Raw genomic sequence first — 20,009 nt, 5'->3', positions numbered from 1 at the left:
GTCATCTGCCGCCCGCAAGAGAAAGATGAGAGAAGCTCATCGCTCATCGTGGCGACTTGTATATCTTAACAAACTCAAAGAAGTTTGTCAAGCTCTTTTTTCAAATGCTTTTGAGTGGGAGGAAGGAAGCCTTCACGTCCGCTCAACAGCTTGTTTAGTATATCCTACTCTGCCCCTCTTGTCAAGGGCATTTTTTACACAATCTAAAAAAATCCGCTGCATGAACGCTCTTTCGTTCACACAGCGGATTACTACACCTGCTTTTTATTCTACAGTGACACTCTTTGCCAGATTTCTCGGTTTATCTACGTCATTTCCTCTGGCTACGGCTGCATAATACGCCAGCAGCTGCAAGGGAATGACCGTCATGATAGGCATGACAAAATTATCCGATTTCGGGATTTTAATGACAGAATCCACCGTCTTGGCTACTTCTGTATCATCTTCCTGTACGACGCCTACTACCTGGGCATTACGGGCTTTGACTTCCTTTATGTTGCTGATCATTTTTTCTTCTACATCCCGCTGGGTAGCCAGGGCAATGACGGGAACGCCATCGATAATCAGGGCCAGTGTGCCGTGTTTCAGTTCACCACCGGCATAGGCTTCGGCATGGATATAGGAAATTTCCTTCAGCTTTAACGCCCCTTCCATAGCCAGTCCATAATCCATGGAGCGGCCAATGAAGAAGACATCTTCTTTATTTTTGAACTTTTCAGCCAGTTCTTTGACATCGCTGGCATGGTCAAAGATATACTGGCACTGTTCTGGTACTTTCTGCAGATCCTGAAGAATCTGTGTTTCCTTTTCCGCACTGAGCTGACCATTGAGACGGCCCATATAGAGTGCCAGGAGCAGCAATGCTACGAGCTGGGTCGTATAGGCTTTTGTCGATGCTACAGCAATCTCCGGTCCTGCCCAGGTATAGACCACCTGATCGGCTTCCCGGGAAATGGACGAACCGACGACGTTGGTAATGGCCAGAGAGCGGGCTCCCCGACGTTTGGCTTCTTTGAGGGCCGCCAGCGTATCAATAGTTTCCCCGGACTGGCTGATAATGATGCACAGCGTCTTGCTGTCCGTCAGAGGATCGCGATAACGGTATTCAGAGGCAATATCTACTTCGACGGGAATACGGGCCAGTTTTTCAATGAAATACTTGGCCAGAAGCCCGGCATGATAGGCCGTGCCGCAGGCGGTAATCATGATTTTACCGATAGATTTGACATCTTCCGGCGCCCAGCTGAGCTCATCGAATTTGACCGATTTCCCGTCTTCCGAAACACGGCAGCTCAGGGTATCACGGATAGCTTTCGGCTGTTCAAAAATTTCTTTAATCATGAAATGTTCAAATCCGCCTTTTTCAGCCGCTTCGGCATCCCAGTTGACTTCAAATACTTTTTTGGAAACCGGCTGCCCATCCAGGTCGGTCACCCAGACGCTGTCTTTTTTGACAATAGCGACTTCGCCATCGTTCATGATATAGGTCCGGCGCGTGTAATTCAGGATTGCCGGGATATCCGATGCAATATAATTTTCTCCATCACCGAGGCCGACAATGAGCGGATTATCTTTTTTGCAGCAGATAATCGTGTCGGGCTGATAGGTGGTCATGAAAACCAGCGAATAAGAGCCGCGGAGCCGTTTCAGCACGCGGCGGACGGTACTGGCAAAATCACCGTCATACATGTCGGAGCAGAGATGAGCCACAACTTCCGTATCTGTTTCCGATTTGAACTGATAGCCTTTAGCCAGTAATTCTTCTTTTAACGTCATGTAGTTTTCAATGATGCCATTGTGGACGACTGCAAATTTCCCGTCCATACTCATATGAGGATGAGAATTGACATCAGAAGGGCCGCCATGGGTAGCCCAGCGAGTATGACCAATGCCAATAGTCCCGATATTGGGGTCCTGTTCCACCACTTTCTTCAAGTTGACCAGTCGGCCCACTTTTTTTTGCACTTTTATTTTACCATCATGATATACAGCTATGCCGGCAGAATCATAGCCTCTGTACTCTAATTTAGCAAGGCCTTCCAAAAGAAAATCTGCCGCCTGGCGGTCGCCAACATAACCAACAATACCACACATAATTTTTTTCCTCCTGTTTTCCGGGGCACGCCGCAAAACGGGCGCACTGCCCCTGTGCACTCCCTGCAAAGTCTTTGTCCACCCTGTTGCCAGTGTGATTTTTTTCATTGCATAACGGCTGGAGCTGCCGAGAGACATCCGCTGAATCTTCGATACTTCTCTACCTCGTCTGCCTGTTCCTCACGCAGGCACTAGCGCTATCCATTTTACGAATGGATTCCTAAACGAAAAAAAGGGAATGAAGTAGTATACTCCATTCCCCTATTTTAATATAAGCTATGCATCTGGTCAATACCTGGCTTATTTCGACGGGCCCATTTCGTGTTCTACGACGAGGGCAATGTCGTCTACGATACGCTGCAACTGATCCAGATCCGGACCTTCTGCCATGACGCGGATAAGCGGTTCCGTACCGGACGGGCGCACGAGAATCCGGCCTTCATCTCCCAGTTCTTCTTCTCCGGCAGCGATGGCCGCCATGATGAGATTGTTATTTTCCCAGCCTGATTTGGTCTGTACGGTGACGTTTTTCAGAATCTGCGGATATTTCGTCATGATGCCTGCCAGTTCAGACAGCGGCTTCTGACGGGTTTTCATGATGGACAGCAATTGTACCGCTGTCAGCAGTCCATCACCGGTCGTGTTGTAATCGAGGAAAATAATATGTCCCGATTGTTCACCGCCCAGGCAGTAGCCATCTTTGCGCATCCGTTCCAGGACATAGCGGTCACCGACGGCGGTGATGACACTCTGGCATCCCATTTCCTTCAGTGCCTTATGGAAACCGATATTGCTCATGACCGTGCCGACGACCGTATCCTGTTTCAACCGGCCTTCTTCTTTCAGTTTCAGGGCACAGAGAAGCATAATCTGGTCGCCGTCCATTTCCTGGCCCTTTTCATCGACGGCCAGGCAGCGGTCGGCATCGCCGTCATTGGCGATACCGATATCGGCACCGTTCTTCAGTACGGCTTCTTTGAGACTTTCCAGATGGGTAGAACCGCAGTGGTCGTTGATATTGATGCCATTGGGTTCGTGGTGGATGGCGATGACTTCCGCACCGAGGCGGCGGAAAATATCCGGACCGAGCTGGGATGCCGACCCGTTGGCCCCGTCATGAACGATTTTCAGTCCCGTCAGATCGACATCGGTAGACTGGACGATGAAATCTTCATATTCAGCCTGCAGGTTCGTCCAGTTGGAAATAGTACCGATTGCTGCACCGGTGGGACGGCTCTGGATGCCAGAGCGTTCATCTTTGAGCATGTATTCTTCAATGCGGTCTTCCGTTTCATCGGGAAGTTTATACCCGTACTGGTCGAAGAATTTGATGCCATTATATTCAAACGGGTTATGGGAAGCCGAAATCATGACGCCGGCATCGAGATGATGGACCCGCGTCAGATAGGCGATGGCCGGTGTCGGAATCACGCCGACGAGGTAGCAGTTTCCTCCTGCCGAGGTAATCCCTGCTGCCAGGATGCTTTCGAGCATCGTCCCGGAAATACGCGTATCCCTGCCAATCAGGAATGTGGGATGTTCCTTTTCCTGTCCCAGTACGTACGCAGCCGCCCGTCCCAGATGATATGCCAGTTCCGGCGTCAATGTATCATTTGCTATACCTCGTACTCCATCAGTTCCAAACAATCTTGCCATTTATTTTCCCTCCAACGGTTGATATATAGTTATAATAGCGATAGCTGTTTCCAGACCATCGAGAAAAGCACTCATAATGCCACCGGCATATCCGGCTCCTTCCCCAACAGGATAGAGGCCGCTGCTGCCATCGGCCATGCGGTCTTCTCCCCGGACAATCCGTACAGGGGCACTGGTCCGGGTCTCTACACCCGTCATGACCGCATTAGTATCATCAAATCCATGAATACGGCGGCCGAAATACGGCAGGGCCCTGGCCAGTGTATCCGTCACAAAGCCAGGCAGGACGCGACGCAGATCGGTCCAGACGACACCGGGCCTGTAGGATGTAACAGACGGCATCTGCCCCGGATCGTTCCGCCCCAGGAACGATCCCACCGTCTGTGCCGGTGCCTTGTAAGACCTGCCACCGGCTTCATAGGCCAGTTTTTCATAGCGGCGCTGGAATTCGATACCTGCCAGCGGTGACGAACTGCCTACATCATCGGCCGTAACATTGACGACGAGAGCACTGTTAGCAATGCCGCTGTCCCGTTTGTACAGGCTCATGCCATTGGTCACGACACCGCCTTCTTCAGACGCCGCCGCCACGACGACGCCGCCGGGACACATGCAGAACGAATAACAGGACCGGCCATTTTCTTTATCATGATATACCAGTGCATAATCGGCGGCATCCAGCCCCAGGTCGGCCGCAGAGCAGCCGTACTGGGAATGGTCGATCAGGTCCTGGGTATGCTCGATGCGCACACCTACGGCAAAGTCTTTCCGTTCCATATGGATGCCCTGCTGGTACAGCATATGATACGTATCGCGTGCACTGTGCCCGATTCCCATAATGACGACCTCTGCCGGGACCTGCTCTGTGCCATTGATGGTAACCGATGTGACCTGTCCCGTATCGTCCCGGCCGATGCCGGTCACGCAGCTGTTGAAATGAATGGTCCCGCCCATGCGTTCTATAGTCTGGCGCATATTCTTTACGACGCGGCGCAGGATATCCGTACCGACGTGGGGATTATAGGCATACTGGATATCTTCCGGAGCCCCGGCCTGGACAAACATATGCAGTATCCTGGGCAGCAGGGGATGGTTGACCCGCGTCGTCAGTTTGCCATCAGAAAAGGTACCGGCCCCGCCTTCGCCGAACTGTACATTCGACTCAGGCCGGAAGGGGCCGCCTTCCCAGAATTCTTCCACGTGACGGGTCCGCGTGTCGATATCGCAGCCCCGTTCGTATACGACCGGCCGGTATCCATGGCGGGCCAGTTCCAGTGCCGCCGCCAGACCGGACGGACCGGTACCGACGACGACCGGCCTGTGGGCCAGTTTCTGACTGCCGGGATGAACCGGCGGTTCGGGGCGGACTTCCAATTTCCGCACATCCTTCGCATCATGGCAGTGTTTCCATACCCGTGCTTCATCCGCCAGGGTGACATCTACCGTAAAGACAAAATAGATGTGAGGCTTGCGGCGGGCATCTATGGACCGGCGCACGATGACCAGCCGCTGTATATCTTCTCTGCGGCAGCGCAACTTTTTCGCCACCAGGACCGGAAGCGGCTTTTCCATGGGAACGGCGGTCCGTATATTTAGTACTCTGAGCAAAATGACTCTCTCCTTTACTCGTTCTTGCCGACTTCAACGGTAACTTTAATCGTATCCGGCGTAAAGACGGCCCCATCAATAGATGGCGCAGACATTTCAAAGTCTTTCGTTTCACTGATGCCATTGACATTGACCGCTGCCAGATTGATGCCCGATACGGTACCGACGACATCGGCCCGGCCCCGGACTTCCACACTTTCCGGAATAGGGCTGACACTCTTCACGGAATAGCCATCGGCCGGTGTCCCCGTCGTCGTCACATAGACGGGAACCCGCTTGGTTACGGCGTTCGTCAGGACCTTGACGTTGACCTTGCTCTGCCACGGCGTCATTTCCAGCCCTTCTACAGAGGATCCGTCAGCATGGACCAGATGAATCGGTGCCATCACAGAGAAATCCTCATCCGCATCACCGACGGGGATATTGATGATGGCCCGGTCTACCTGCTGAATCAGGCGGCGCGCCCCGCTGACGACGACCGTATCGGGGACCATGCGCAGGCTGCTGATGGCTACCGTATCGGGCAACTTGCCCGTGAGATGCGGTGTCAGTTTAAATTCCTGGACGGCATAGACATCAATATAAAGTTTTGCTGAATTCTGTGACTGTTTCTTCAGTTCCGTACCATTGGGAATCTGTACGTGTATCGGAACTTCCATTTCCCCTTCCTGGGCGCTGGAAAGGTCGATATAGGCTTTGATATCCGACGCGCCTACATTGATAATCGTGTTGCGCGGGCCTTGAAGGCGTACATACACCGTCTTAGGGACATTGGCTGCAATATACTGGGAATTGAGATTTTCTACCGTGACCGGCACGGTATAGCTGCCTTCGCTCGTCGGGTTCTGTTCATTGATGATGACAAACCATAGGACAATGGCCAGAATGAGGCAGATAATGCGCAGCTGCCATTTCTGATTGAGCTTGATCATTATTTCATCGGCCTCCATTTCAAGATATTGGCCAGTCCCTGGGGCTGCCGTTTGAGAAATGTCATGAGAACGTTGCGCAGCGCCGTGCCGTCGAGATGGCGGTAAATATGTCCACCGTACGTATAGGAAATAGACCCCGTTTCTTCACTGACCACGACGACGACAGCATCGGCCAGTTCGCTGATGCCGATAGCGGCCCGGTGACGCGTTCCCAGTTCCGTAGAAAGGGAGCGGTCACTGGTCAGGGGCAGCAGACAGCCGGCAGCCATGATGCGGTCATCGCGGATAATGACGGCGCCATCGTGGAGCGGCGTATTGGGAATGAAAATATTGCCCAATAGCTCCCGCGACACTTTGCCATCAATCTGGATGCCCGTATCGATATAGTCATTGAGGCCGACATCGCGTTCGAACACGATGAGCGCCCCCGTATGAGTCTTGGACATGGATTCCGTAACCGCTACGATTTCATCGAGGAGCCGTTCCAGGGCTTCCATATCGACGACCTGACTGGAACGGATGAGACGGCCGCGCCCGATTTGTTCCAGAGCGCGGCGCAATTCCGGCTGGAATACGACAGGCAGTGCAAACATGATGACCATCATGCCCTGCTGAAGCATCCAGTTGATCACGTGAAGGTTGAGAAAACGGCTGCTACTGATCACCGTGACAGCACCGAGGACGATGAGGCCCTTGATAAGCGCCACGGCCCGCGTATTGCGGATCAGGATCAGCATTTTATATAGAAAGAAAGCAACGAGCAGAATATCTACAACATCGAGCAGACGGAAACTGCTGATGAATCCCTGAATTGGTAAATACATAGTACACTCCCTGATAGAATACCTGAAATACAAGTATCTGCATGATTTCTTTCATACAGTATTTTTATTGTACAATATTTCAGGGGCGCTGAAAAGAGCTTCTTCCCTGCCCCCGGGCAAATAAAAACTGGTACTGAAAATATGCGCACTTCAGTACCAGTTTCCATGCAGGTATGATTATTCCGCCTTTGCTTTGTCTTCGTCCGGGGCAGAAGCCACTTTAGCAGCTTCTTCGGCGTTCTTTATAGCCTTTTCCTGATTCGCCAGGTCTTCAAAATTATACGATTTCAACTGTTTTGCCAGATTACGCTGGATACCGGCAAAAGCCGCGTAAATGGAGCACATGCCGCTGCAGCCTTTGGAGCAGGATCCCACGTCATGAAGGCAGCGCTGTAATTCCGTCTGTCCTTCTACGGCTTCAATAATATCAAAAAGGGTGATATCTTTCGGTGCGCGCTGGAGGGCAAATCCTCCTTCTACGCCCCGGTATGATTTCATAATGTTGGCAGCGGTCAGACTGCGCATAATTTTTAATAAGAAACGTTCTGGTATATTCTGTTTTTCTGCCAGAGCCGCCCCGGTTATTTTCGTTCCTTCCGGCAAAGATGCCAGATACAATACCATACGGAACGCATAATCTGTTGCCTGATTCAATCTCATAGCATAATCCTCCTTGCTGATGCAGCATTAACATCCCGGCCGCATCATTCTCCTTGTTTCTTATTATACAATAATTCACTAAATTCGTATAGTTTTTTAGCTCATTATTCCGTATTTTTTGACATAATACAAAAAGCTGTGCAAATACGACTGCGTACTGCACAGCAAAGGATTCATACAGCTAACTTATAACAGGCTCAGACCCAGATAAATAACAGCAGAAATACAGGCACTGATGGGAATCGTAATGACCCAGGCCAGGAGCATGCTGCGGGCTACGCCCCAATGGACGGCGCGGACCCGTTCGGCCGACCCGATGCCCATGATGGAACCGGATACGACGTGAGTCGTACTGACCGGCAGGTGGAGGAATGTCGCCGTAAAGATGACGATGGATGAATTCAGGTCTGCAGCAAAGCCATTGATGGATTCCATCTTGAAAATCTTCGTGCCCATCGTAGAAATAATACGCCATCCGCCAGCCGATGTTCCCAGTGCCATGGATGTGGCGCAGGCGATTTTTACCCATACAGGAATTTCCATGGTTTCAATGTAGCCACCGGACAAAAGTGCCAGGGCGATGATGCCCATCGCTTTCTGTGCATCATTGGAGCCATGAGAAAACGCCATGAGGCTGGCCGACACGAGCTGCATTTTACGGAACTGCCGGTTCAGAGTAATAGGCGAAAAATTGCGGAAAATCCACAATAAGCCAATCATGACAAAGTACCCTGTCGCAAGGGCCACAATAGGCGACAGAATCAGGGACATGACGATTTTACTGATCCCCGTAACATCCAGGGCAGCCGGTCCGACGCTGATGGAGACGGCACCGATGACACCTCCTACGAGGGAATGGGATGAACTGCTGGGAATACGATAATACCAGGTCGTGATATTCCAGATAATCGAACCGATCAGAGCAGCCACAATGACTTCCAGACTGATCTGGGACGGATTGAGAACCAGATCGCCCCCAATAGTCTTGGCAACACCGGTACTGATCATGGCACCGGCAAAATTCAGCGTAGCCGCCATAATAATAGCATGACGCGGCGTGATTGCCCGTGTTGATACACTGGTAGCAATGGCATTGGCCGTATCATGGAACCCATTGACATAATCAAAAAGAACGGCAAGCAGTACAACTGCCCAGATTAACCAATGCTCAGGCATATTTCAATACAACCCTCCTGAACGTGACAACCAGGTCTTCACAGTCATCTGTCACGTCTTCGACAGACTGCAGGATTTCTTTCCATTTAATGATTTCGATAGGATCTTTGCATTCGGCAAATAACTTTGCCATTTCTTCGTGGTAGAGGTCGTCACAGTCCTGTTCCAGTTTCAGGACTTTCTTGCTACGCGCTTCTACTTTGAGGTAATTTTTCTTCAGGTCCTTCATGTATCCGATAGATTTGCGGATTTCTTTCATCGCTTTGGCCGTAATGACCGTCATCTGTTTGGTGCCTTCCGTAGCATCACCAACTTTGTACATCCACATTTTATCCATGATATCATTGATACTGTCTACGGTAGCGTCCAGCTGGTCAATCAGCTGCTGGATATCTTCCCGGTCCATAGGGGTAATAAACGTTTTCTGCAATCGTTTCATCGTTTCGACTACCAGTTCATTTGCCTTGGTCTTCAGGTCAAAAATCTGATGCATGGCATCTTCTGTGGGGATTTCCTTGTTCATAGCCTGTCGCAGCAGGTCCGCCGCTTCATAGCTGATACGTGCATGTTCGTCGAGCAGGGTGAAAAACTTCTCTTCTTTCGGCTTTAAATGGAATGCCATAGTCGTCCAATCTCCTCATCTTTGCAAGTACAAACCGGCCTGAATAATTTACATAAATTTGACGTAATCATCATTAAAATTTTACAAAGGCCTACTCTGAATTATATCATATGCGCTTTTTTTATTCTACACAATCGTTTTACCTTTTGTAGTCTCTGATACATTCTTTTAAATCGATATTCATCCATTTTCTTATGCGCAAAAAGAAAAGTCTCTATTATCCTAAAAGAAGAAGGATAAATAGAGACTTTATTTGATATATAAAATTTGCAATATCGTTTGCCGATGACGTATGGACTATTTGATAACGGCTTTGTGGATGATTTCCAGGAAATCACCTGCTTTCAGACTGGCACCGCCGACCAGACCGCCATCAATATCCGGGCAGGCCGTCAGTTCGGCTGCATTTTTTCCTTTGACACTGCCACCATACAAAATAGATACATTCTGTGCGGCTGCGTCATCGTAGAGAGCTGCCAGTTTGTTGCGGATAATGGCACATACTTCTTCTGCCTGAGCAGCCGTCGCCGTTTTGCCGGTCCCGATAGCCCAGATTGGTTCATAGGCAATGACCACTTTCGTTATATCAGCCGCTGCAATATCTTTCAGGGCGTTTTCGATCTGACCTTCTACCCAGGACTGCATGGCACCGCTTTCACGCTGGGCCAGTGTTTCTCCGCAGCAGAGAATCGGCGTGAGGCTATGGGCCAGTGCAGATTTGACTTTCTGATTGACAGTTTCGTCGGTTTCATTATTATATTCCCGCCGTTCCGAATGGCCGATAATGACATGGCTGACACCGATATCCTTCAGCATAGCCGGTGATACTTCGCCCGTATAGGCACCGTTATCCAGCCAGTGCATATTCTGGGCAGCGACGTGTACGGCCGTTCCCTTTGTCAGTTCTACAGCCAGCGGCAAATAGGGGAATACAGGGGCAATGACGATATCTGCCTGTTCCGCACCGGTAAGTCCCTGTACGAGGGCCATGATGGTTTCCCTCGTTTCTTTTCCGGTGTGATTCATCTTCCAGTTACCTGCAATAATTGTTTTTCTCATCTCGAAAACTCCTTTACGACTGATAGTAAATAGATTTATTTGTCACTCAGCGATTCTATACCGGGCAGTTTCTTGCCTTCCAGATATTCCAGGGAAGCACCGCCGCCAGTAGAGATATGGCTGATTTGATCAGCAAGGCCTGTCTTGTTTACAGCCGAAACGGAGTCACCACCGCCAACAATGGAAACTGCCTGTGAATGGGCCACGGCCCGGGCAACAGATTCGGTCCCTTTGGCAAAGTTTTCCATTTCAAATACTCCCATCGGACCATTCCAGACGATGAGTTTCATCGGGTCCAGTTCACGGGCAAACAGTTCCTGTGTCTTTGTCCCGATATCGAGAATCATCCAGCCTTCCGGCACGGCATCAGCCGGTACGACTTTATGGGCTGCATCATTGGAAAAAGCTTCTGCTACGGTCACATCGACGGGCAGGAGCAGTTTCTTTCCTTCGTCCGCCGCCTGGGCGATGAGTTTCTTCGCCAGATCAATCTTGTCGGCTTCTACGAGAGATTTTCCGATGCCGTATCCCTGGGCTGCCAGGAACGTATTGGCCATACCGCCACCTATGATCATGACATCGACTTTGGGCAGCAGATTGGAAATGACTTCAATCTTATCAGATACTTTGGCACCGCCGATGATAGCTGCAAAGGGGTGTGCCGGATGATCGACAGCGCCACCGATGAAGCGGATTTCTTTTTCCAGAAGGAAACCAGCAGCCATAGGAAGAAAAGCAGCGATGCCGGCTACGGACGCATGAGCGCGGTGACAGCATCCGAAGGCATCATTGATACCCACATCAGCCAGAGAGGCCAGTTTGCGGGAAAATTCCGGGTCGTTTTTTTCTTCTTCCCCATGAAAGCGCAGGTTTTCCAGCAGCAGGACCTGCCCCGGCTGCAGTGCCCCAGCCATGGCTTCCGTTTCAACGCCGATGCAGTCCGGTGCCATCTGTACGGGAATCCCCAGCAGTTCCGACAGGCGGACTGCCACCGGTTTCAAGGAATATTTTTCAACGACCTTTCCTTTTGGCCGGCCCAGATGGCTGGCCAGGATGACCGCTGCCTGATGGTCGAGGAGATAGCGGATTGTCGGCAATGTCTTCTGGATCCGTGTGTCGTCGGTGATGATGCCATTTTCATCGAGGGGCACATTAAAATCTGCGCGGACAAATACTTTTTTCTTATCTACATCTACATCAGTAATTATTTTTTTCATGGTAGTCTCTCCTCTCGTCAGTCGAGACCCTGGGATGTAAGGTATTTCACCAGTTCGACGACGCGGCGGGCATATCCCCATTCGTTATCATACCAGGAGACAATTTTCACCATGCCTCCGTCCATGGCCATATTGAGGGGAATGTCGATGGTCGTCGTATTTTCATTGCCGCGGTAATCGACCGATACGAGTTCATCTTCGTTTGTATCGATGATGCCTCTGTATTTCCAGGCAGCGGCTTTTTTGAAGGTGCTGTTTAAATCTTCCAGGGTAACGTTTTTATCTTCTAATTCCAGGACAATATCCACAATGGAGACATCCGGCGTCGGAACGCGGACTGCCCGGCAGCTCAGTTTGCCTTCAAATTCCGGCAGGACTTTGGTAATAGCTTCGGCAGCACCGGTCGTCGTCGGAATGATCGACATGCCCGCAGCCCGGGCGCGGCGGAAGTCTTTATGGGATACGTCGAGGATTTTCTGGTCCGTCGTGTAGGAATGGATAGAGGTGGTCATACCGCGTCTGACGCCATACGTATCGTTCATCAGTTTCAGGATGGCTGCCAGGCCGCAGGTCGTCATAGACGCTCCGGAAATGACGTGGTGTTTCTTGGGATTGTATTTATCTTCATTGACGCCGAGGACAATCGTGATGTCATCGATGGTGGACGGAGCCGTGATGATGACTTTCTTCACGCTGCCACCAAGGGGAAGGCGGTCCTGAGAACTCGCCGTACGGCGGCCGGCATATTTGCCCGATGATTCGATGATGATCTGGGCACCGAGGGCATCCCAATCGACATCTTTTACATCTTTCTGCTGAAACAGCGGATACGGCTTTCCATCGACGATGATGTGACCCGTATCATAGGTGACGTTATTTTTCAGTGTGCCATAGATGCTGTCATACTTCAAAAGATGGGCCATCTGTTTCGGCGAACCGATATCATTGATGCCGACGATTTCAATTTCATCCTGATATCGCTGGGCAATCTTGAAAAAACTTCTGCCAATACGCCCGAATCCATTAATACCTACTTTTACCATGCTATACACCCTTTCCTCATTATCATATCATCTTCAGGATTTGTTCTGCGGCTCCTTCATCTGTAACGAGGATTCCTGTACGGCAGGCACGCATCACTGCAAGGATGGCTTCCGCCTTGCTGGTGCCGCCTGCGACAGCAATAACATGTGGATGTTTTTTTATGTCTTTCAAAGAAATACCGGCGTTACTCGCCTCGTGGACGACATGACCGTCCAGACTGCAATAACAGCCCAGGGACTCGCCACAGGCCATGAGCTCCTTCAGGGCGTGCGTCTCTATTGTCGTCAGGCCGCGCCGTTTTGCCATCGTATCCGCCCGGCCTATGCCGAACAGGACAATCTGGGCTTTTTGTGCCAGAGCTACATTTTCTCTCGCCTGTTCATCAGCATCGAGCATGAGATGCAGGGCCGACTGGCTCAGTCCGTCCGGAATATGGACCATCCGGTACGTTCCATGCGTCTTGACCGCTACGTTGGCGGCAATATAGTTGGCCTGGAATTCGACGTGATTGCCGATGCCGCCCCGGGCCGGTACGATGACCGGGCCGGCTGTACTCTCAGGCAGGCAGCGGGCTACTTCAGCCATGGTCGAACCGCCACTGATGGCGACGATGGCCCCCCGCGTGAGCAGGTCGTTGAGGAGCAGGGCTGCCTGACGGCCCATTTCTTCGCAGGCCGCTTTATCGGTATCACAATCACCCGGTACGATATACACTTCTTTCAGCTGCAGGTGCTGGCAGAGCCGCCGCTGCATATCATCGACATTATTCAGGCGCAGGAAACATTCCAGCAAATCCGGCATCAGCCTGCGTCCTTCCGGCTCAAGGGCAATCCCCATGGTCGTAAAACGCACAAGGCCGCTGCGCCGCAGCACATCCACATGTGCCCGTACTACTCGTTCAGATAAGCCCGACAAGGCAGCCAGAGACCGGCGCCCGACGGGTTCCGCATCAGAAATATGACGGAGCAGCAAATATCTTTCTTTGATGGTCCCCATCACATCGGGGGCTATTTTGCGAAAGACGTTGAGAGTCTTTTCTTTCATCTTTTCCTCCCTTTTGCTGCCTGTCATGATAGTCTTTAAATACCCTTGGTTGCCATATAGGCCGCCAGGTCATTGACGCGGAGAGAATATCCCCATTCGTTATCATACCAGGCAACAACTTTGATCATGTCGCCTTCGACAATCTGTGTATCCAGCGAATCGACAATGGAACTATGGGGATCGCTGATATAATCGGAAGAAACGGTAGCATCTTCGGAATAAGCCAGTATGCCTTTCAGCGGGCCTTCTGCCCATTTTTTCAAGGCACCGTTTACTTCTTCTACGGTTACTTTTTTCTGCAGGATGGCTACGAGGTCGGTCATCGAAACGTTCGGGGTCGGGACACGCAGGGCCATACCGGTGAATTTGCCTTTCAGTTCAGGCAGAACCAGGGCGACAGCCTTGGCTGCACCCGTAGAGGTCGGAATAATTGACTGGGTGGCACAGCGGGCACGGCGCATATCTTTGTGTACGCCATCGACGAGAAGCTGGTCATTCGTATAGGCATGGACGGTCGTCATCATGCCACGAACAATGCCGAATTCGCGGGACAATACCTTGGCTACAGGAGCCAGGCAGTTTGTCGTGCATGAGCCATTGGAAATAATGCGATGTTTTTCCGGGTCGTACGTTTCTTCATTGACACCCATGACAATGGTCGTATCAGGGTTTTTGCCCGGTGCCGTAATGATGACGCGTTTGGCACCGCCTGCCAGATGTTTCGATGCCGATTCGCGGTCTTTGAATTTACCTGTCGATTCGACTACGACATCTACGCCCAGTTTTTTCCAGGGAATATCAGCCGGATCCGTGTGATTGGTCACGGGAATGCGGCGTCCGTCAATAATCAGTTCACTCGTTCCTTCATCATAAGAAACATCGTGATTCCACGTGCCATGGACGGTATCGAATTTCAAAAGGTCCGCCATGATAGGCCCTACGGAACGATTATTGATAGCCGCGATTTCAATTTCCGGCTGCAGCAGGGACGTGCGGAGTGTGCACCGGCCAATTCTGCCAAAGCCACTGATACCTATTTTTACTGTCATTATGCTTCCTCCTTACACATAATCCAGGTAGCTATGCCTGACCGCCAGGATATTCGGACAGACTACACCTCTTTTAAGTTCTACAGCTATAGTGTATACTACAATCACCAATTTGTAAATTATTTTTTCCTGTTATGGTTGTGTAAGGAGGAAACAGCGCACTATATAGGCACTATATACGTGTGATTTTCTTATTTAGTATACTATTTTATTTATTATGTCTATACTCTTTTTTGTTTTATGCGTAATTTTATGGATGAAGCAGATCTTTCCCGGTCATTTCAGCCGGCACAGATAATCCGGCAAGATGGAGCAGCGTCGGAGCGACATCGGCCAGTTTGCCATCAGATAAAGCGTCATGCTGATGGCGGCTGCTGACCAGGATACAGGGAACCTTATTCGTCGTATGCGCCGTATAGGGAGAACCCGTCACGGGATCTGCCATCTGTTCGGCATTGCCATGGTCGGCGATGATCAGTACTTCGCCACCGGTCTGCTGCAGCGCTTCTACAATACGGCCGACGCAGGTATCGACTGTTTCTACGGCCTTGATTGCCGCCGGGATGACGCCCGTATGTCCCACCATATCGGCATTGGCAAAGTTCAGCATGATCATATCGTATGTGCCGGACTGGATTTGTTCGATGACTTTATCAGTCACGACAGGGGCACTCATTTCCGGCTGCAGGTCATAGGTCGCAACTTTGGGAGATGGAACGAGGATGCGGTCTTCACCGGGATTGGGCGTTTCATTGCCTCCGTTGAAGAAATACGTTACATGAGCGTATTTTTCCGTTTCCGCAATGCGCAGCTGCTTCTTTCCCGCTTTGGCCAGTACTTCTCCCAGCGTATTGACAATGGTTTCTTTATCATAGGCGATGTGGACAGGCAGGCCGTCTTCATAACGGGTCATGGTCGTAAAATAGACATCCCGTTTTTCCGGACGGGCGAATCCCTTGAAATCAGGAGTGACAAAAGCTTCTGTCAGCTGCCGCGCCCGGTCGGGACGGAAATTAAAGAAGATGACGCTGTCCCCGTCGGCAACGGGCTGATGGCAGAGGACGGCCGGCACGACAAACTCATCGGAAACGCCAGCTGCATAGGAATCACGAAGGCAGGACTGGGCATCGGCCGCTTCGACACCTTCACCAAATGCTATGGCCTTGTATGCTTTTTCCGTGCGGTCCCAGCGGTTATCCCTGTCCATGGCATAATAGCGGCCACTGATCGTCGCGATGGTACCTGTACCGAGACGGTGGCATTCGTCTTCCAGCGCCTGTAGGAACGGGCCGGCACTGCGGGGCAGAACATCACGGCCATCGAGGAAGGCATGGATAAAGACTTTTTTCAGTCCATATCGTCTGGCCATTTCCAGCAGGCCAAAGAGGTGTTTTTCACTGCTGTGCACGCCGCCGGGCGACACGAGCCCCATAAGGTGAAGAGCCGAATGACGGTCCCGGGCATTTTCCATGGCTCCCACCAATGATTCCTTTTCGAAGAAAGCGCCCGTTTTAATATCGTTTGTAATTTTCGTCAGCGCCTGATAGACGACCCGTCCGGCACCGATATTGAGATGTCCCACTTCGGAATTCCCAATCTGGCCCGCCGGAAGTCCGACGGCTTCACCGGACGCTTCCAGATGAGAGTGTGGATAATCATGCCACAAGCGTGGCAGCACCTTCAGATCCGCCATAGCCACGGCATTATCTTTCTTTTCATCACGGCATCCAAACCCGTCCATGATGATCAGCATTACTGTGTGTTTTTGTGTCATACAGAATATCTCCTTGCTTATAGATTAAAAAGGGCAGGGAATGAATCCCTGCCCTCATTATAATATGTACTTCGCTGCCTTTCCAGCCGTGGCAGGCATCTATCCGGTATGATTGTCTCAGTGTTTGCTGTTATAGGCATTCATGATCTGGATCAGATCCAGCACTTTATTGGAATAGCCAATTTCGTTATCGTACCAGGAAACGAGTTTGACAAATTTGTCTGTCAGGGCAATGCCAGCCTGAGCATCGAAAATGGAAGTAAGCGGGCAGCCGAGGAAGTCCGACGATACGAGCGGTTCATCGGTATAACCGAGGATGCCTTTGAGTTCGCCTTCCGCTGCTTTTTTGACGGTAGCGCAGATTTCGTCATACGATGCTGGTTTCTTCAGGTTGACCGTAAGGTCTACGACAGAAACGTCCAGAGTCGGTACACGCATGGACATACCGGTCAGTTTGCCATCCAGTTCCGGAATGACTTTGCCTACGGCTTTGGCAGCGCCCGTCGTGGAAGGAATGATATTTCCCGTTGCCGCACGGCCACCACGCCAATCCTTGGCAGACGGTCCATCGACCGGTTCCTGTGTAGCTGTGACGGAATGTACAGTCGTCATCAGGCCCGATTCGATACCGTAAGCATCATTGATGACTTTTGCCAGCGGTGCCAGGCAGTTCGTCGTGCAGGAAGCATTGGAAACGATTTTCTGGCCGGCGTACTGATCCGTGTTAACCCCACAGACGAACATATCTGCCTGTTTGCCATCTTTTCCTTTTTTGGAAGGAGCGGAAAGGACGACGTATTTGGCACCGGCCTGCAAATGTTTTTCTGCCAGTTCCGGAGTCAGGAAACGTCCCGTCGATTCAACGACGTATTCGGCACCGACTTCGTCCCATTTCAGATTGGCCGGGTCTTTTTCCTGAGTTACGCGGATATGTTTGCCATTGACGATGAGTTCATTCTTTTCTACATCGGCTTCAACTTTACCATGGAAGCGGCCATGCATGGTATCGTATTTCAAAAGATATGCCATGTAATCTACTTCGCAAAGGTCATTGATTGCTACAATATTGATGTCATCCCGCTTCATGGAAGCACGAAAAACCAGACGTCCGATACGGCCAAAACCGTTAATGCCAACATTGATCATGAGAATACACTCCTTTTTTTAACTATAGGCACATCGCTAATGGATGTTTTTGACTACTTCGTTCTTACAATGTCATTATGCCACATTGGGAACAATAATGCAATGCCATGGTCATTTTATGTCCCACTTTTACCATAAAAAGACAGACCTGCTATTGCAAGCCTGCTTTTGCTGCCATCATCCCGGCATATTCTTTGATTGCCAGACAGGAATCGAAAAGGACAATGGACTGGGGAATAAAGGAAAACGGCGACAGACGGTATGCATCGGTTGTACGGTAATCGCAGGGATAGGGGGTGACATCCATGCCTTCACGGGTAAAAAAGCCAATGGCCCGTGCCATGTGGAACCCACTGGTCACAACGATAGGATGATGCCAGCCATGGGCATCGCACAGTTTTTTGGCAAAACGGGCATTTTCTGCTGTATTCCGGCTTTTTTCATCACTGATGATGTTCTTCTCCTCTACGCCCAGAGACAGAAGCATCCGTTTTTCAATGGCCGCCTCGCTGGCATCACCAGCAAACACGACGCCCCCGGAAAGGAGAACCGGTACGTGCAGCGCCTTCTGGATACGCACAGCCGTCAGGAACCGGTGGGACGCTGCAAGGCCCAGCTGGCCTGTACCATCGAAATCAGGCACGCCGGCCAGGGAACCGCCTCCCAGCAGGATGATGACATCCCCGTCGAGCTGGTCCAATGACGGCTGTTCATACTGTGTTTCCAAGGGATGCACAAACAAATGACTCACCGGTTGGATGGAAAGGCCATAGAAGCAGATCACGGTTATGAGCAGTGCCCAGCGGCCGGCAGCGCGTTTTCGGAACATATATATAAGAATAGCAAACAAGGCAAGAAATACGCCCCCCAAAGGCAGGATCCACATATACAGCCATTTGATGATATACAGCATGACTTACGCTTCCCTTCCTTTTTTCGATACGTTCAGGAGGATGACACCACCTTTGCGTTTGTAACCACTATTCCACAACTCCTCCAGGGAAAACCAGCGGAAACTGCCATAGGTCACGAGTTTGACCAGGAACGTATCTTCGTACTGCGCATAGCCTGCCAGCCAGAACCAATGCCAGACATAGGCAGCCAGGTCCGGATTGGCATGCTTTAAATTGAGGTACGGAACGGGAAGATTATGGTCTATTTCCCACTTTACGGCACTTTCCAGTTCTTTCAGCGGACAGTCGCTGTACAGGCCGTGCATGGATATATGATGTTCCCCCACAGACCGCAGGTAATTGCTGTATCCCTGTATCCATAATTCCAACGTATCAATACCGTTCTGGCGTGGGCGCAGAAAGGGTTTCATAATCTGTGAAAAGTTAATATAATCCTGTGCCGTCAGATGATGGATATCGTACGGGTACAACCGGCTGAGCCCCTGATTCAGATCCAGATAAATACTGACATCACAGGCCGTTACAGCACCACAGCCTCCGATATTCATCCAGTGGTCTGTAAAGAGTTCCTGATTATATCCATAATAATTGCCAACTTTGAAAAGCGGTAATTCTTTCATTGCTATCATCCCTGTTCCAAAAGAGTACCAAAATGGTCATTTTTTATTATAGCATATTTTTTTATAAGGAGGCATCCCATAATGGGAAATGAAAAAAAGGTGCTGCCGCACAATACGTGTGCAACAGCACTTCTTTATCTGGTGGAGATGAGGAGAGTCGAACTCCTGTCCGTAAATGCCGCCCCATGAACCTCTCCGAGCGCAGACCTTGTTAGTTATCTCGAGCAGTTGTCGTACAAGGACAAACTAGACTGACTCCAGCCTGTGAGTTTCCCGTTCCGGCCGCCAGGCAAAACCGGAAGGTATCCCGCTAAGTGACGTCCCATCCCTGCCCGCAGGATTAGCAGAAAGGGACGTTAGCTGCGCTTAGGCAGCTAAAGCAAAGTTTTCTTCTTTAGCGTTTAATTTAACGTTTTCACCGATTTACGGGCAGATGACACCCCGGCTCGCTATTCATGATACAACCATCCACGTCGAAACCTTTACATCCCCGTAAAGGTATACACATTGCTGTGTACACTATAGTATATCATAGAAAAAAGGATTTACAAGCCTCAAACGATAACTTTT

The 20,009-nt window shown here is 50.6% G+C and carries 17 protein-coding genes and 1 other RNA gene; all 18 read right to left on the bottom strand.

The annotated features are described in order from the left end of the window. Positions 1–264 precede the first annotated feature (264 nt). Positions 265–2,094, bottom strand: a complete 1,830-nt coding sequence (glmS, locus tag DW949_RS05180; RefSeq protein ID WP_118022186.1) for a glutamine--fructose-6-phosphate transaminase (isomerizing) — start codon at positions 2,092–2,094, stop codon at positions 265–267. A 300-nt stretch (positions 2,095–2,394) separates the two neighbouring features. Continuing rightward, positions 2,395–3,750, bottom strand: a complete 1,356-nt coding sequence (gene glmM, locus DW949_RS05175) for a phosphoglucosamine mutase (RefSeq protein ID WP_118022185.1) — start codon at positions 3,748–3,750, stop codon at positions 2,395–2,397. Further along, complete coding sequence (locus tag DW949_RS05170; protein WP_199595763.1) at positions 3,751–5,358, bottom strand: NAD(P)/FAD-dependent oxidoreductase; 1,608 nt, start codon at positions 5,356–5,358, stop codon at positions 3,751–3,753. Positions 5,359–5,372: 14 nt separating this feature from the next. Next, positions 5,373–6,290 (bottom strand): YbbR-like domain-containing protein, encoded by a 918-nt coding sequence (locus DW949_RS05165; protein WP_118022184.1) that lies wholly within the window; start codon positions 6,288–6,290, stop codon positions 5,373–5,375. After that, positions 6,290–7,114: a diadenylate cyclase CdaA gene (gene cdaA, locus DW949_RS05160; protein ID WP_059075594.1), complete on the bottom strand. Its 825-nt coding sequence runs from the start codon at positions 7,112–7,114 to the stop codon at positions 6,290–6,292. The genes DW949_RS05165 and cdaA overlap by 1 nt, the downstream gene beginning before the upstream one ends. Before the next feature lie 177 nt (positions 7,115–7,291). After that, positions 7,292–7,774, bottom strand: coding sequence for an Rrf2 family transcriptional regulator (locus DW949_RS05155; protein ID WP_118022183.1), 483 nt, complete (start codon positions 7,772–7,774; stop codon positions 7,292–7,294). A 186-nt stretch (positions 7,775–7,960) separates the two neighbouring features. Beyond that, a complete protein-coding gene (locus DW949_RS05150; RefSeq protein ID WP_118022182.1) occupies positions 7,961–8,950 on the bottom strand; it encodes an inorganic phosphate transporter in 990 nt (329 codons plus the stop codon). After that, positions 8,943–9,572: a DUF47 domain-containing protein gene (locus DW949_RS05145; protein WP_118022181.1), complete on the bottom strand. Its 630-nt coding sequence runs from the start codon at positions 9,570–9,572 to the stop codon at positions 8,943–8,945. The genes DW949_RS05150 and DW949_RS05145 overlap by 8 nt, the downstream gene beginning before the upstream one ends. 297 nt (positions 9,573–9,869) lie before the next feature. Continuing rightward, positions 9,870–10,631 (bottom strand): triose-phosphate isomerase, encoded by a 762-nt coding sequence (tpiA, locus tag DW949_RS05140; RefSeq protein ID WP_118022180.1) that lies wholly within the window; start codon positions 10,629–10,631, stop codon positions 9,870–9,872. 35 nt (positions 10,632–10,666) lie between these two features. Next, complete coding sequence (pgk, locus tag DW949_RS05135; RefSeq protein ID WP_118022179.1) at positions 10,667–11,848, bottom strand: phosphoglycerate kinase; 1,182 nt, start codon at positions 11,846–11,848, stop codon at positions 10,667–10,669. A 17-nt stretch (positions 11,849–11,865) separates the two neighbouring features. Next, positions 11,866–12,891, bottom strand: coding sequence for a type I glyceraldehyde-3-phosphate dehydrogenase (locus DW949_RS05130; RefSeq protein WP_118022178.1), 1,026 nt, complete (start codon positions 12,889–12,891; stop codon positions 11,866–11,868). Positions 12,892–12,913: 22 nt separating this feature from the next. After that, positions 12,914–13,936, bottom strand: coding sequence for a sugar-binding transcriptional regulator (locus tag DW949_RS05125; RefSeq protein WP_118022177.1), 1,023 nt, complete (start codon positions 13,934–13,936; stop codon positions 12,914–12,916). A 35-nt stretch (positions 13,937–13,971) separates the two neighbouring features. Then, positions 13,972–14,985 (bottom strand): type I glyceraldehyde-3-phosphate dehydrogenase, encoded by a 1,014-nt coding sequence (gene gap / locus DW949_RS05120; RefSeq protein ID WP_059075586.1) that lies wholly within the window; start codon positions 14,983–14,985, stop codon positions 13,972–13,974. A gap of 250 nt (positions 14,986–15,235) precedes the next feature. After that, on the bottom strand, positions 15,236–16,759 hold the full coding sequence (gene gpmI, locus DW949_RS05115; protein WP_118022176.1) for a 2,3-bisphosphoglycerate-independent phosphoglycerate mutase: 1,524 nt from the start codon (positions 16,757–16,759) through the stop codon (positions 15,236–15,238). Between the two features lie 117 nt (positions 16,760–16,876). Next, positions 16,877–17,905, bottom strand: coding sequence for a type I glyceraldehyde-3-phosphate dehydrogenase (gene gap / locus DW949_RS05110; protein WP_118022175.1), 1,029 nt, complete (start codon positions 17,903–17,905; stop codon positions 16,877–16,879). A 151-nt stretch (positions 17,906–18,056) separates the two neighbouring features. Beyond that, on the bottom strand, positions 18,057–18,818 hold the full coding sequence (locus DW949_RS05105; RefSeq protein WP_118022174.1) for a YdcF family protein: 762 nt from the start codon (positions 18,816–18,818) through the stop codon (positions 18,057–18,059). 3 nt (positions 18,819–18,821) lie between these two features. Further along, positions 18,822–19,439 (bottom strand): hypothetical protein, encoded by a 618-nt coding sequence (locus tag DW949_RS05100; RefSeq protein ID WP_118022173.1) that lies wholly within the window; start codon positions 19,437–19,439, stop codon positions 18,822–18,824. A 139-nt stretch (positions 19,440–19,578) separates the two neighbouring features. Continuing rightward, positions 19,579–19,931, bottom strand: a transfer-messenger RNA (tmRNA) gene (gene ssrA / locus DW949_RS05095). Between the last annotated feature and the right edge of the window lie 78 nt (positions 19,932–20,009).

It is taken from the genome of Megasphaera sp. AM44-1BH, assembly GCF_003467125.1.
Taxonomy (GTDB): domain Bacteria; phylum Bacillota; class Negativicutes; order Veillonellales; family Megasphaeraceae; genus Megasphaera.
The sequence above is the reverse complement of the archived record's forward strand: the minus strand, read 5'-3'. Positions and strand labels throughout refer to the sequence as shown.

What these genes read in the sequence shown, in the direction of transcription:
- glmS (WP_118022186.1), bottom strand. Translation starts at nt 2,094, where the DNA reads ATGTGTGGTATTGTTGGTTATGTTGGCGACCGCCAGGCGGCAGATTTT.
- glmM (WP_118022185.1), bottom strand. Translation starts at nt 3,750, where the DNA reads ATGGCAAGATTGTTTGGAACTGATGGAGTACGAGGTATAGCAAATGAT.
- DW949_RS05165 (WP_118022184.1), bottom strand. Translation starts at nt 6,290, where the DNA reads ATGATCAAGCTCAATCAGAAATGGCAGCTGCGCATTATCTGCCTCATT.
- cdaA (WP_059075594.1), bottom strand. Translation starts at nt 7,114, where the DNA reads ATGTATTTACCAATTCAGGGATTCATCAGCAGTTTCCGTCTGCTCGAT.
- DW949_RS05155 (WP_118022183.1), bottom strand. Translation starts at nt 7,774, where the DNA reads ATGAGATTGAATCAGGCAACAGATTATGCGTTCCGTATGGTATTGTAT.
- DW949_RS05150 (WP_118022182.1), bottom strand. Translation starts at nt 8,950, where the DNA reads ATGCCTGAGCATTGGTTAATCTGGGCAGTTGTACTGCTTGCCGTTCTT.
- DW949_RS05145 (WP_118022181.1), bottom strand. Translation starts at nt 9,572, where the DNA reads ATGGCATTCCATTTAAAGCCGAAAGAAGAGAAGTTTTTCACCCTGCTC.
- tpiA (WP_118022180.1), bottom strand. Translation starts at nt 10,631, where the DNA reads ATGAGAAAAACAATTATTGCAGGTAACTGGAAGATGAATCACACCGGA.
- pgk (WP_118022179.1), bottom strand. Translation starts at nt 11,848, where the DNA reads ATGAAAAAAATAATTACTGATGTAGATGTAGATAAGAAAAAAGTATTT.
- DW949_RS05130 (WP_118022178.1), bottom strand. Translation starts at nt 12,891, where the DNA reads ATGGTAAAAGTAGGTATTAATGGATTCGGGCGTATTGGCAGAAGTTTT.
- DW949_RS05125 (WP_118022177.1), bottom strand. Translation starts at nt 13,936, where the DNA reads ATGAAAGAAAAGACTCTCAACGTCTTTCGCAAAATAGCCCCCGATGTG.
- gap (WP_059075586.1), bottom strand. Translation starts at nt 14,985, where the DNA reads ATGACAGTAAAAATAGGTATCAGTGGCTTTGGCAGAATTGGCCGGTGC.
- gpmI (WP_118022176.1), bottom strand. Translation starts at nt 16,759, where the DNA reads ATGACACAAAAACACACAGTAATGCTGATCATCATGGACGGGTTTGGA.
- gap (WP_118022175.1), bottom strand. Translation starts at nt 17,905, where the DNA reads ATGATCAATGTTGGCATTAACGGTTTTGGCCGTATCGGACGTCTGGTT.
- DW949_RS05105 (WP_118022174.1), bottom strand. Translation starts at nt 18,818, where the DNA reads ATGCTGTATATCATCAAATGGCTGTATATGTGGATCCTGCCTTTGGGG.
- DW949_RS05100 (WP_118022173.1), bottom strand. Translation starts at nt 19,439, where the DNA reads ATGAAAGAATTACCGCTTTTCAAAGTTGGCAATTATTATGGATATAAT.